Genomic DNA, 12446 nt, shown 5'->3' with positions numbered 1-12446 from the left:
AGATAATCATATTCGGGGGGAGTAAAGGGGGCCGGAAATTGCTTCAAAATTTGAAGCAATTTTTGAATATTGTAGTAATGCTTAGTTGGAGAGAGGGATGAATCAAAAGATTCTCTATCCGTTCGCAGACTTTGGCGGCGCTGTTGCCATCCGCCCCGGGGATGACGCAGTTGGTAGTGCCGCTGAACACGAAAATACTGGCCAGGAGAGCGAAGCCTCCGTGGTCTCGTATTTCGAGCTGGCGCGGATGATGGAGCGAGCCAGCAGACGCTTTACCGGCCTGTTGCGCGCCGAGCTGACGAAGCTTGGCGTCGACGATATCGGCCCGGCGCAAGCCATGGTCCTGCTCGCGATCGGCGATGCGGAAGTGTCCGTCGCGGAGCTTCTGGATCGCGGCCACTATGTCGGTTCCAACGTTTCGTACTATCTGAAACAACTGGGCGATGGGGAGTACATCGACCGGGCTGCATCGCAGCGCGACCGGCGTTCGGCGCGCATCCGGCTTTCGGAGAAGGGTAAGAAGCTCTGCGATTCGCTCCGCAAAGCCGCCGGCGCTTATGAGCGGGTGCTCAGTCACGGCGATCAGGACCGACGCAATCTCGAAACCGCATTTCAAACGCTGCACCGGCTTGAGCTGGTTTGGGGGAATGCAACGCGCTACGGCATCTGAGCCGCATTGCGAACGCTCTCCTTTCATCGGCAAAAGGCTAGGAACATGCACGTAGCATTTGTACACCGGCGCGGCTTCTGCCAGTTCGCCGCTCTCGCAGCCCATTTGGCGCAGACGGGAAACGAAGTAACCTTGGTAACGGAAACCGTGGATCAGCGGATTCCGTCCACCAGGGTCATCCGCCACAGGGCCGAGCCGGGACCACAGGCCAATGCGCAAATGGCAAGGCATTTGGGCGTCCCGGACCATCACGTCCGGATCGGTCATCGGGTTGCAGAAACCTTCGAGGCGATGGCCAAGCAAGGCCAGGTGCCCGATGTCATCGTCGGGCACACCGGCTGGGGCAGCATGATGTTCGTCAAGGACGTGCTGCCGAATGTTCCAGCACTCGGTTATTGCGAATTCTTCTATCGCGCCGAGGGGGCGGACATCGGTTTTGCCCCGGATGACCAGCCCGATTCGGACACGCGAAAGCGGCTGCGTCTGCGCAACATGGCGCAGCTTCTGTCGCTGGAGGCGCTGGATGGCGGCATCAGTCCGACCCAATGGCAAAGAAGCCTCTATCCGGCCGAGCACCGCGGACGCATCGCCGTCTGCCATGAGGGTGTGGATACCCGTGTCTTTCGCCCGGATGCATCGGCCTCCCTCAAGCTTCCGGATGGGCGGGTTCTGAAGGCCGGCAGCCCGCCGATCGTCACTTTCGTCGCCCGTGATCTCGAGCCCTATCGTGGTTTTCCACAGGCGCTTGCCGCGGCTGCGAAAGTCGCACGCGAGCACCCCGACGCGCTCTTCGTGTTCGTCGGGGGTGATGGCGTCAGCTACGGCGCTCCGCCGCCGGGCGGAGGCCCCTGGAGAGACTATCTCCTCCAGACCCTGGATGTGCCGGCAGACAGGTTTTTGTTTCCTGGCGTCGTCCCGCATGCCGTGTTGCGGCAACTCTTCCAGATCTCTGCAGCCCATATCTACCTGACCTATCCCTTTGTCCTTTCCTGGTCGGTGTTGGAAGCCATGGCCTGCGGCGCACTGGTCATCGGGTCGGATACCGCCCCCATTAAGGAAGTGGTGAGTTCCGGTCGCAACGGCATGCTCGTGCCGTTTTTCGATACGGACGCGCTCGCGGGTGTCGTCTCCGAGGCGGTGCGGCATCCGGAAAAGTATACCGAGATGCGTGCGGCCGCCCGTCGGACGATCGAGCAGCGGTTCAGGCTGGGTGATTGCATCGCCCGACAGATGATGTTGCTGGATAAGGCAACAGGCAGTGCCTCGACCTCTAATATTTCACTGGTTTCATCTGCATAATACTTCAAAATCTGAAGTATTATTTCACGAGAAACACAAATATAACTTATTGTGCACTGCAAATAACCTTGGTATGATTTCCGTAGAAGGTTGAATTCGCCGATTTATTTCGTCTCGGCGAATTCAACTTCAGAGGGAAGTTGTTCATTTTATGAAGGTGGCGCGTGCAAGAATTGATGTCTTCTGGCGTGAGGTATTCGCAGGCGAAGCGAAAGCTGGTGGTGGCATCGGATCGCGACAGGGCGAGTGTCGCGGGTAGCGGCATCGAGCACCTGGTCCATTTCCTTCCTGCAGGGGATCGGGAGAAAACCACGCTCGAAAACGTATTCCCGCTGATCGGGCTCGCCTTCTCGAAAGAGGGGGAGGAGGACCTTGCGGAGCGGCTCGTCTCGCTCCGTGCGCTGGGCACCGTGCCGGAGTTCCCGGTCAAGCGGTTGAGCGCGCACACGGCGGCAGAAAGTGCAGCCCTCATTCAGGCGCTCGTCGATGGCGGTGTCGGGCGTCTCGCGCGCTTTTCGAGTGCAATCACCTCGGAACTTGCGCTGCTGCGCCGTGAGCGCGAAACGCTGCTCGAAAACTACCGCGCGCTCGAAGATGCCTTCCAGGCCCGCAACTGGGAGCCGGTCACCGAGGTCTTTGCGCACGATCCCTATGTCGATCCCAAGGATGAGGGGATCGGCCATCTGATTGCCAATGCCTTCGTCGAACAACTCTTGCCGGTTTCCAGCCATGGCGTGGCCGGCATTGCGCTTCATTTCAATTCGGTCCCACGTGACGGCGGCGAACTTGTCGTTGTCCTGAGCTATGTCGAAAGCGGTGAAGGTGTCGCCGAATGGTCCGTGCCGTTTTCGCAACTGGTGCCAACGTGGAATTTCTTCGCCCTGCCGCGCACCTGCGGCGGCGGCGCAAGAACCTTGCGGGTGAGGGTGTCGACCACCGGCTCGGAAACCATCGGCCTTTCGCTCGGCTATCCCATTGCCAGCGAGCATTACACGGCACGCTCTGAAACGCGTCATGCCGACCTCGATCTGCGGCCGCTCGCCTTCCGCATCTACACGGGCCTTCCCGGCGTCAAGCCGACACGCATGCCCAACATGATCGCGCCAACGGCGCTGCTCGACGGTCACTTCATCGAGGACTACCGGCTGTCGGTGGATCTTTTGAGCCAGATCGTCGATGTTTCCGTCACTCCGGTGGTTCCGGAATTCCAGACGGTACGCTTCCTCGAGCACGAACACGCGGTGGTCTGCCATCCGCTCCCGAGCGGGGTGTCGGCGGGCGCCATCGGCCGCGCGGTGGAGCCGGGAACCATATCGTTTTCCGCAAGCGCCATCGTCGATCATCCGAAGGGCGCCCCTGCCGCAGTCAGCTTCCTGCTTGCGCCCGCCAATTCGAACGCGCGCTCGGAAGTTGCCGAGCTCGCCCGCAAGGGTTCCGCCAAGCCTTCGGCCTTTTTCAGTGGCTGGCGCGAGGTGACGAACCAGCAGCCGATCAACATCAATTTCCAACTGGACGAGCCGGTGCGCCAGCCCATGGATCTGATGATCCTCAGCCGTGCGGTCACCGACTCCGTCGATTTTTCCTGGCTCAAGGTGTCGGGCTTCCGGATGGTGAAGCAATCGGGTGGTGCGTCTCATGTCCAGCAATAGCGATCCCCGCGACCTTATCGCGATTGCCATGCCGCTTTACGGGCACGCGGCACTGGCACTCGAGGCAATCGAGTCTGCACTGGCGTCAGTGCTTTCAGATTGCCGGATCGCGATCGTCGTCTCCGTCGACGGTGATCCGCGACACGAAACCTTCGATCAGTTGCTGTTGTTTTCTGCCGCTCATCCCGACATCCATGTGGTCTTTGGCCGCAATGCGGGGCCGGGCGGCGCGCGCAATCGCGCCATCGACTATGTGCTCGAAAACCTCTCCGACGCGAAGGCCGTCTATTTTCTCGATGCCGACAACCGCATTCTGCCGGGCACGATCGAAACCCTTTACCGGCAACTGCGTGAGAGCGGAGCGGGCTGGGTCTACACCAACATCGATACCTTCTCGGTGAGCTGGCGGGCGCACTACGGCAACCACTATTCCAGACTGGTTCACTGCATCACCGACAACATCTGCGACACCGGCTCGATGATTTCCATCGATGTCTTCCGGGAGGGCGTTCGTTTCAACGATGACCGGCAGAACGGTTTCGAAGACTGGGAATTCTGGCTTTCCTGCGTCGAGCACGGTTTCGTTGGTACGCCCTGCCACGAGACGACCTTCGAATACCGGCTTCGCGCGGAAAGCCGCTTCAAGGAAGCCAACCGCGACCGTGCGACGTCCGTCAGCTTCCTCAGAAAGCGCCACAGGGCGCTCTTCCAGCGGCCGATGCTTGTCGACTTCGAACACGAGGAATGCCCGCGCTATCTCTTCGCCCGCACCGAAGACGCGGCGATCTCGTTCTTCACCGACCCGACCAAGCAGCCAAAAAGGCTGCGTCTCGACGACATCATTCCGGCCTTCTGGGCAAATACCGGCGAGCCGGACAACGTGCACTTCCCGCCCTTCGTGATGGCCGGCAGCGGCGCGACGATCGATCTCCTCTTACGCTCGCGCATGTTGCCGAACGTGCTTTGCCATCTCGAGCGCTTGAGCGAAAAGGCCAACGTCGTCTTCGTCCATCTCGGTAACGACGCCACTCAACGCAAGATCGAGCCGACGTTCCGCGATGCCGGATCGGAGCATGTCGGCCAGCCGGATCTTATCTTCATTTCAACCGCGCTTCTGCGCGACGTCATCCGCAACAATGCGCTCGACTGGTTCGCCTCGATCGGCAGCCAGCAGGTCTGGCCGACGTCGGCGGTTCTCAATGTGCGGTTCCCGTTCCCGCGGGCTCTGCCGCGCCGAACGCTGATCACGCCGCAACAGGTGATGATCAACTGCGTCAACGCAATCGCCACGAGCCCGCTGCGCCGCACTGCCGGCCGCCGCTGGACCTGGCGGCCGCCGCGGCTCATGCCCTATTCCGATCTGCACAAGGCCTTGCGCACGGAAATCGGCGGTTCGCCGGTGCTACCGCTCGGACATAGCGAGGCCGGAAAGAAGACGGCCGCACTGCTCGTGCCGAACGCCTCCTTCGGCGGTGCTGAGAAGGTCATCTATGCCGCTTCGCGCGAGTTGCGCGCCGCCGGCTACGAGACGCACCTCTTCGTGCTCGGCACCAGCCGCATGGACGTGATCGACGAATTCGATGCGAGCTTCGACTACGTTCATTTCTGGGATCAGGGCATTCCGGCCTGGGGCGGCTCGGGTTCGTTCCTGGGACAGGACTTCATCGCTGAACATCATGAGGTGGACTGGGGCGCACTGAAGGGCCAGCTTTCGGGCTTTGACCTCGTCATCAACAACCACGTCATGGCGATGCACCCGCTGATCGCTCGCCTGCGCTCCGAAGGCACGCGCACGGCCTGCTACCTGCATGTCGTCGACAACACGCCGTTCAAGCGCCCGGCCGGCCAGCCTTTCGCAGCCATCGCGCATGAGCATTGCTATGACGTCTTCCTGACCTGTTCGGAACAGCTCAAGTTCTATCTGCACAGCTTCGGCGTGCCGCTTGAGAAGATCTTTGCGGTTCCGAACGGCGCGAGCTTCTCGGTCCCGCCCAAGGTGCTTGCGGAGGTGCTGCAGGTGCGTCGGATCGAACGCAAGGACGATCGGTTGAGGCTGCTTTACATGGGCCGCCTCGACCAGCAGAAGGGCATCGACCGGCTTGCCGCGACGATTGCGGAACTGCGCGCAGCTCATGTGCCGTTTGACGCGCGCGCAATCGGGGGCGAGATCCTGGCCGACGCCAGCTTCTCCTGGACGGATAGGCTCAAGGAACTTGGCGTCGACGTGCGCCCGCCCGTCTTTGCCAGCCGGGACCTGATCAAGGCGCTCGGCTGGGCCGACGTGCTGGTCATGCCGTCGCGCTGGGAAGGTGCGCCCCTGATGATCGCGGAAGCGCAGCAGCTTGGCTGCGTTCCGATAGCAACCGCCGTCGGCGCGGTGGACGAGCTCATCGTCGATCGCGAGGACGGTATCCTGATCGACGCTCCTTCCGATCCGCAGGTGGTGCGAGACATGGTCAAGGCGATCACCGAGGTTGCCCGCGACCGCAACCTGCTCGCCCCCATCATGGAAGGCTGCCTCAGAACGGCGGCGCGACGCGCCTGGCCCAACTCCTTCGCGGAATTCCTCGGCTGGTGCGACGGCGCCGTGAGCAATTCATCTCTTTCGCGCGCCAAGGTCATCCGTGCGCGTGAGACAACCAATACCGGCGTCGCAGCAGCAGTTTGAGCGCTCCGGGCGACTATTCAACTAGAAGGGACATACGCATGCGTCCAAGAATCCTCCTGACGGGAATTCCTGGTCATTACACGCGCCTCGCCAATGGCGCGAATGGCCTGTCGGTTTCCTATTCGGAACGGCAAAAGCAGCCCGAATCCAAGGACGAGTTTCTTCAGGAGCTTCGCAACATCAGCAACACCGGTAACTATCTGATCGGTGAGGGGGCCTTGCGCGCCATCGCGCCGCACGCCAAGCAGATTCCGTTCTGGCACCTCTATAATTGCCACAAGAACGGCACCGGTTTCGAAGAGTTCAACAACAACTTCGATATTTGCGTCTTCACCTGCGCGAACCTCTTGCGCAAGGGACTTTCCGCGGATGCGGAGGCTGATGTTCTAAGCAAGCTCAAGATGCCGATCGTCATGCTCGGCATCGGCCACCAGAACCGTAAGGATCTGGAAACCGGCCTGCCGGAAGGAACGAGGCGGCTGCTCGACGTCCTGAAGGACCGTGAACATTATTTCCTGACGCGCGGCTATGAAACGGCCGGCTACCTGAAGGACCAGGGCTTCAAGTTCGTTCGGCCGACTGGTTGCCCCTCGGTCTACTTCGCGCCGAACAACATGCGCGCGTCGATGCGCAAGCTGCCGAACGTCAAGATCGGACAGGCAAAGACCATCTTCTCGGGCTATCTCGGTGCCAATCACGATTGCATTGTCGATGCCCTTGCGTTGAACCCCGAGGGCGCGAAGCCGCAATATGTCATCCAGGACGAGTTCCTGCACTTCGACATGAAGGTCGAGCCGGATGCCGATGGCAGGGTTTTCGACTCCTGCTCGGGCAAGATGCTCGGCGATCTTACTTATCCGGGCGCCGACCGCCAGAGGGTGCCGTTCGACGTGCGCACCTTCTTCGATACCAACCAGTGGCGCGCGTGGGCCTCGCACATGGACTTCAACTTCGGCCGGCGGTTCCACGGCTCGATCATCGCCATGCAGGCGGGCGTTCCAAGCCTGATGGTGGCGGTCGACGACCGCATGCGCGAAATGCTGGGCTTTACCGGTCTGCCGGCGGTCGACGTCCAGGACCTCGAAAAGGCGGAAAACCGCGCGCAGTTCGTCGCCGACCATCTGGCCGGTCTGAACGCGTCGGAACTGGTGGACCGCTACTCCGACCGCGAACGCAACTTCCGCACGGTGCTGCGCGAGATCGGCATCGGCCAGTAAATTGCATGGGCCTCGGGTGCGTTCGCACCCGAGGCATGATGCGATCGATTTCATACTGTTCGGGCAGAAACAGGAAGACCGCGCATACGTCTCCTCATTCCGCCCGCGCTCTTCGTCAACTCTGTCGGTCAGTCCATAACTCAGGTGTATCGATGCGTATCCTGCTCACCGGAATCCCTTCTTATCTCCAGCGTACCGTCTCGCGCGTTTCCGGTGCGACGGTTCATCACAAGCCTTACTTCGACGACATCCGAAGCAAGAAGGACCTGATCGATCAGGTTAAAAAGATCGCCAACACCGGCAACTACCTGATCGGCGAGGGGGCAGCTTACGCCCTGCGCGGACATGATGTGACCTATGTGCCCTTCTGGCACCTGGCCAACAGCCGCGGAGCCAACGATGTCTATGATGCGCTGAACAAGGAATTCGACATGTGCGTGTTCGCCTCGGCGAACCTCTTGCGTCCGGGATATTCAGCCGATCTCGAAGCCGATGTTTTTGAGAAACTGAAGATGCCGGTGCTGGTGATGGGCATCGGCATCCAGAAGCGTGAGGGGCTCAAGGAGAACCTGCCGGCCGGCACATTGCGATTCCTCGAGGTGTTGAAGCAGAAGGAAAGCTTTTTCCTGACCCGGGGCTATTTCACCGCGGAGTTCCTCAGGGCCGAAGGCATGAAGTTCGTCAAGCCGACCGGCTGCCCGTCGCTCTTCTTCGCGCCGAACGAGATGCGGCGCTCGCTGACGTCTCTTGCCAATGCGGACCTGGCATCCGCCCAGAAACTCGCTCTCGGCGGCTATCTCGGCAGCGTCGCCGACACGATCGTCGATGCCCATGCGCTCTTAAAGCCCGATAGCGTCGCAAGCTACGTCATCCAGGACGAGGTTGTCGCCTACAACCTGACGCTTCCCGTTGACGACAACGCCCCAGTCTATGATCGCTCGAGCGGACGCATCACCGGCAAGACCGAATACAAGCATCAGGAGAAATGGCAGCGGCAGAACGAGCTCCTCGTGTTCTTCGACACCAACCAGTGGCGCGCCTGGTCGTCGTCCCGCGACCTGTGCATTGGTCGGCGGTTCCACGGCTGCGTCATCGGCATGCAGGCGGGCACGCCGTCGCTGATGATCGCCGTCGACGACCGCATGCGGGAGATGCTCGAATTCATCGGCTTCCCCTATATCGAGGCCGGGGTGTGGAACCGCGAAGGCGACAAGCGCACCCATCTTGCCAACTTCCTGTCCAAGATCGACGCACAGGCCGTCACCGAGCGGTACTCGGCTTGCGAGGCGAACTTCCAAAGTGCGCTCAAACAGGTTGGGATCTAATCGCCACATGACGAGGGCAGCGCCGTGGGCGCTGCTCCTTGCCGCCCAGATTTCCATGGCGGCGATCGCTGGCGCCCCTGTCGCGCTGGCCGAGGATGCGGCTTTCGCGCGCTACGGGGTCAACCGCCTCAACCTCGCCTGGCTGGATCGCAGCGAACAGGAGCGCGTGCTCAAGGAGATCGCCGACAGCGGCGCCACGCATGTGCGCCTTTCCCTGTCGCGGCCGGTCGACCGAAGCATCGAGGCCGTCGCCATAGCCAGCCGGCTGGGATTGCGCATCCTGCTCGAAATCCAGCTTTCGAACACAAGCTACTATGGGGAAGCGGTTCGCCCTCGTAGTGGTCAGCGACGCATCTGGGATATCAACCGCCTGTCCGATCTGGATCTCGATCGGTATCGCGCAGGTCTTCGCGAAGCGCTCATGCGCCTCGATGCTCTTGGCGTTCACCTCGAAGCGGTGGAGCCTGGAAACGAGATCAACCTTGCCGGCTACAACGGCGACCTTGCCGTCTATCCAAAACCCGGTCAGCCAACGTCGCGAACGCTCGCCGATCTCAAGGATCGCGCAGCGTTTGAAGAAGGTCTGGACCGCTACATTGAGGTGCTAAAGATCACCCGGGACGAGGTGCGCAAAAGCGAAAAAAGCAGCGCCGCGGCCATCGTCTCCGCCGGCCTCTCCGACATGGGTGCCAAGGAAGCGGACCGACAGGGCATGGAGCGGCTCGATCCGGCTGAGGTGATAACACTTCTGCAGGCCCGGGGAATGGACCAGCTTGTCGATGCCTATGGCATCCACATCTACCCCGCCCGCAAGGATCCGAAAGCGATCAGATCCGTCGTCACCGAGCTCCTCGATTTCTGCAAGCCATCCGAGAGCGGCCGGCCATGCTGGGTGACGGAATGGGGGATCGCCAACACGGCGCGTACCTGTCCCGTCGATGATCGTGAGCGCATAGGCGCTATGGCTGCCATGCGCACGGTCTTTTCCGACTTCGCGAAGGCAAAGCGACTGGATGCGGCCTATTACTACGACTGGGACACGCAGCAATCCTATCGTCTGTGGCGCTGCGGTTCGCTAAGTCCGGCGGGTGCCTTGGCGATCGCCCCGGGAACAGGCGATCCTCGTTAGCTGGGGGTGCTCCCACGGCAGGCGCCAACCTTGTCAGTCAGCGGCGTGCAGCGCGGCTCGATGCTGGCTCAAGGCCCTTGCCGCGATAGGTGACCGGGATGCCGAGCTCCTCGTGGGTTCGTGCCAGTGTCTCGAGCCAGGTCGCCAGCTCTTCCGGCACTTTCTCGTCGCCGGTCTCCATCGCCTCTATCCATGCCAGGTTGCAATGGAGGGCGCTCGCCAGATTGATCGGCGTCCAACGAAGAACAAGAAGGCATTGGGTGAAACGGGCGGGGGTCATCGATCGTGCTCAAGGTTGCATTGTGGAACGGATGAAGCAGGCTTTACACGCAGAAATAAGTCAAGGTGATGACTTGTCGCGCCCAAAAGCCCTGATCTTTTCGTGAGTTAGAATTGATTGGGCAAAATGCCGCAGCACGGTTGTGGAAACCGTAGTATCTCGCCACTTGCAGCGCCGTCGACAGTGATAAAGCGCTTAGACTGTCCGGCAAGAACGGAGCGTTTGGTCAATCACCGATACGCTATGCTGGCGCGGCGGGTGCGAATCGCGCGTCTTTCGGATTGAATGCCAGCCGATCCCAACAGCCGATTCGGGCTTTCGGACAACAGCGCTGAGGCCGTCGACCATTGCATGCACCTCTCTACCAGTCAGCGATTAACATCGCCGCGAAGGCAGCGTTCTACCTGTCGCTGGCGATGCTTTTTCCTGCGGCGGCCGACCTGGTCTATGGACATCCAGATTGGCGGATCTTTGCCGTTTCGGCCTTCATCACCGGGGGCATATCGCTTCTGACGATGGCTGCAACGCAAGGCGGGTCGCCGCCGTTCAGCCGCAAGATGGGCTTCCTCGTTGTCAACTTGCTCTGGCTGGTCATTTCGCTCGTCGGAGCGGTGCCTTTCTGGTTCTCTTCGCTGAAGCTCGATTTTGCCAAGGCCCTGTTTGAATCGGTCTCCGGCATCACGACGACTGGCTCGACGGTGATCACCGGGCTCGACTTCGCGCCCCCCGGCATTCTTCTCTGGCGCTCGCTGCTACATTGGCTGGGCGGTATCGGGATCGTGGCGCTCGGGCTCTTCGTCATGCCTTACCTGCGTGTCGGCGGCATGTCCTTCTTCAAGATGGAATCCTCGGATACCACCGAGAAACCCTTCGCCAGGATCGTCACCTTCACGCGCGCCTTCATCCTCATCTACGTGGTGCTGACCGTTGCCTGCACCATTATCTACTCCTATCTCGGCATGAGCCGCTTCGACGCGCTCAATCATGCGATGTCGACGATCGCGACCGGAGGCTTTTCCACCCACGACGCCTCGCTCGGCTACTTCAAGAGCCTGCCGATCCTCTGGGTCGCCACGTTCTTCATGACATTGAGCAGCCTGCCGTTTTCGGTGCTCATTCTCTTCATCGTTCGCGGCCGGCTCGATACGCTGAAGGATCCGCAGATCATCGTCTTCCTGTCCTATCTGACGGTGCTCGCGCTTGCGGCAAGCCTCTATCAGCGGCTTGCCAATGGCGTCGCCGCAAACGATGCGCTTGCGCATGGGTTCTTCACCGTCTCGTCGATCCTGTCGACGACGGGCTTTGCCAGCGACGATTACATGCTGTGGGGGGAGTTCATCGTCGCGCTTGCCTTCGCCGCAACCTTCATGGGCGGTTGCTCCGGCTCGACGGCCGGCGGTATGAAGGCCTACCGCTTCATCATCATCTTCAATTCCATCCGGGCGGGACTCTTCAAGTTGATCTACCCGAATGCGGTTCACACGGTGCACTACGGCAAGGGCCTCATCGACATCGATGTCCAGCGTACGGTCTTCATGTTCTTCACCGCCTACATGTTCATCTGGGCGTTCGGCAGCCTGGCGATGGGCGCCATGGGCTACGATCTCGTCACGGCCGCATCCGCCATTGCCACCGCGCTCTCGAATGTCGGCGCCGGGCTCGGGCCAATCATCGGACCGGCCGGCAATTTCTCGACTTTGTCGGATCCGGCGCTTTACCTGCTGTCGGCCATGATGCTGCTCGGCCGTCTAGAAATCCTGACGGTGCTCGTCATCCTGACGCCGCTGTTCTGGAGAGATTGAGCTCAGCCGTACCAGCGATTTTCAAGTCACGCTCTATGCGGGGCACCTTTTCGGGCACTCGGCACTTTCGGCTCCCCGTTTCCGGACCATGAGCCGCCGGCAGGCGATCAAGAAAGGGCCGCGCTCCTCGACACCTGCCAACATGATCCGTACGTTGCAGATTACCTGCGAGATCCTGTCCGCGGGACGAGTCGCTCGAAGGTTTGTCGCGGTCCCCGAGGTCGCTACGTGCACCAGAGTCCGGTCAGTTAGCGCAAGACCATGCTCGTTCATCCGCGCACCTTGGTCGCAATCATTTGTCGCCGCCATAGCTTCGAGAACAGGGGTTCAGCGCAAGGCTTTTGGTGTTCGCGGGATTTTGCCACCCAAACGGGCGATGTGACAAATCGCTCGCTTTCTGATAATTA

Annotated in this window: 9 protein-coding genes; 8 read left to right on the top strand and 1 reads right to left on the bottom strand. The window is 60.8% G+C overall.

The features are described 5' to 3' along the window. Positions 1–97: 97 nt before the first annotated feature. The 7 genes from QM996_RS24205 (at position 98) to QM996_RS24175 (ending at position 9957) form a co-directional block, all read left to right on the top strand. Entirely contained in the window at positions 98–670 is a 573-nt protein-coding gene (locus tag QM996_RS24205) for a MarR family transcriptional regulator (protein ID WP_334198785.1), read from the top strand. A 45-nt stretch (positions 671–715) separates the two neighbouring features. Further along, positions 716–1969 carry a glycosyltransferase family 4 protein gene (locus QM996_RS24200; protein WP_334198560.1) on the top strand — a complete coding sequence of 418 codons (1254 nt, stop codon included), beginning with the start codon at positions 716–718 and terminating at the stop codon, positions 1967–1969. A gap of 176 nt (positions 1970–2145) precedes the next feature. Further along, positions 2146–3618, top strand: a complete 1473-nt coding sequence (locus QM996_RS24195) for a DUF6212 domain-containing protein (protein WP_334198559.1) — start codon at positions 2146–2148, stop codon at positions 3616–3618. Beyond that, a complete protein-coding gene (locus tag QM996_RS24190; RefSeq protein WP_334198558.1) occupies positions 3605–6286 on the top strand; it encodes a glycosyltransferase in 2682 nt (893 codons plus the stop codon). Before QM996_RS24195 ends, QM996_RS24190 begins: the two co-directional genes overlap by 14 nt. Positions 6287–6324: 38 nt before the next feature. Beyond that, on the top strand, positions 6325–7503 hold the full coding sequence (locus tag QM996_RS24185) for a polysaccharide pyruvyl transferase family protein (RefSeq protein ID WP_334198557.1): 1179 nt from the start codon (positions 6325–6327) through the stop codon (positions 7501–7503). Between the two features lie 152 nt (positions 7504–7655). Next, positions 7656–8828 carry a polysaccharide pyruvyl transferase family protein gene (locus QM996_RS24180; RefSeq protein WP_334198556.1) on the top strand — a complete coding sequence of 391 codons (1173 nt, stop codon included), beginning with the start codon at positions 7656–7658 and terminating at the stop codon, positions 8826–8828. Between the two features lie 7 nt (positions 8829–8835). Next, positions 8836–9957: a glycoside hydrolase gene (locus QM996_RS24175; protein WP_500270495.1), complete on the top strand. Its 1122-nt coding sequence runs from the start codon at positions 8836–8838 to the stop codon at positions 9955–9957. A 37-nt stretch (positions 9958–9994) separates the two neighbouring features. On the opposite strand, the gene QM996_RS24170 is transcribed toward QM996_RS24175, so the two are convergent. Beyond that, positions 9995–10237, bottom strand: a complete 243-nt coding sequence (locus QM996_RS24170; protein ID WP_334198555.1) for a hypothetical protein — start codon at positions 10235–10237, stop codon at positions 9995–9997. A 347-nt stretch (positions 10238–10584) separates the two neighbouring features. Here QM996_RS24170 and QM996_RS24165 point away from each other — a divergent pair, with 347 nt between their 5' ends. Beyond that, positions 10585–12039, top strand: a complete 1455-nt coding sequence (locus tag QM996_RS24165; RefSeq protein ID WP_334198554.1) for a TrkH family potassium uptake protein — start codon at positions 10585–10587, stop codon at positions 12037–12039. Positions 12040–12446 lie beyond the last annotated feature (407 nt).

Origin of the sequence: Sinorhizobium chiapasense (assembly GCF_045277575.1) — a bacterium.
GTDB lineage: Bacteria > Pseudomonadota > Alphaproteobacteria > Rhizobiales > Rhizobiaceae > Ensifer > Ensifer chiapasense_A.
This window is presented reverse-complemented; position numbering and strand designations above follow the sequence as displayed.

What these genes read in the sequence shown, in the direction of transcription:
- QM996_RS24180 (WP_334198556.1), top strand. Translation starts at nt 7,656, where the DNA reads ATGCGTATCCTGCTCACCGGAATCCCTTCTTATCTCCAGCGTACCGTC.
- QM996_RS24190 (WP_334198558.1), top strand. Translation starts at nt 3,605, where the DNA reads ATGTCCAGCAATAGCGATCCCCGCGACCTTATCGCGATTGCCATGCCG.
- QM996_RS24175 (WP_500270495.1), top strand. Translation starts at nt 8,836, where the DNA reads ATGACGAGGGCAGCGCCGTGGGCGCTGCTCCTTGCCGCCCAGATTTCC.
- QM996_RS24170 (WP_334198555.1), bottom strand. Translation starts at nt 10,237, where the DNA reads ATGACCCCCGCCCGTTTCACCCAATGCCTTCTTGTTCTTCGTTGGACG.
- QM996_RS24185 (WP_334198557.1), top strand. Translation starts at nt 6,325, where the DNA reads ATGCGTCCAAGAATCCTCCTGACGGGAATTCCTGGTCATTACACGCGC.
- QM996_RS24205 (WP_334198785.1), top strand. Translation starts at nt 98, where the DNA reads ATGAATCAAAAGATTCTCTATCCGTTCGCAGACTTTGGCGGCGCTGTT.
- QM996_RS24195 (WP_334198559.1), top strand. Translation starts at nt 2,146, where the DNA reads ATGTCTTCTGGCGTGAGGTATTCGCAGGCGAAGCGAAAGCTGGTGGTG.
- QM996_RS24200 (WP_334198560.1), top strand. Translation starts at nt 716, where the DNA reads ATGCACGTAGCATTTGTACACCGGCGCGGCTTCTGCCAGTTCGCCGCT.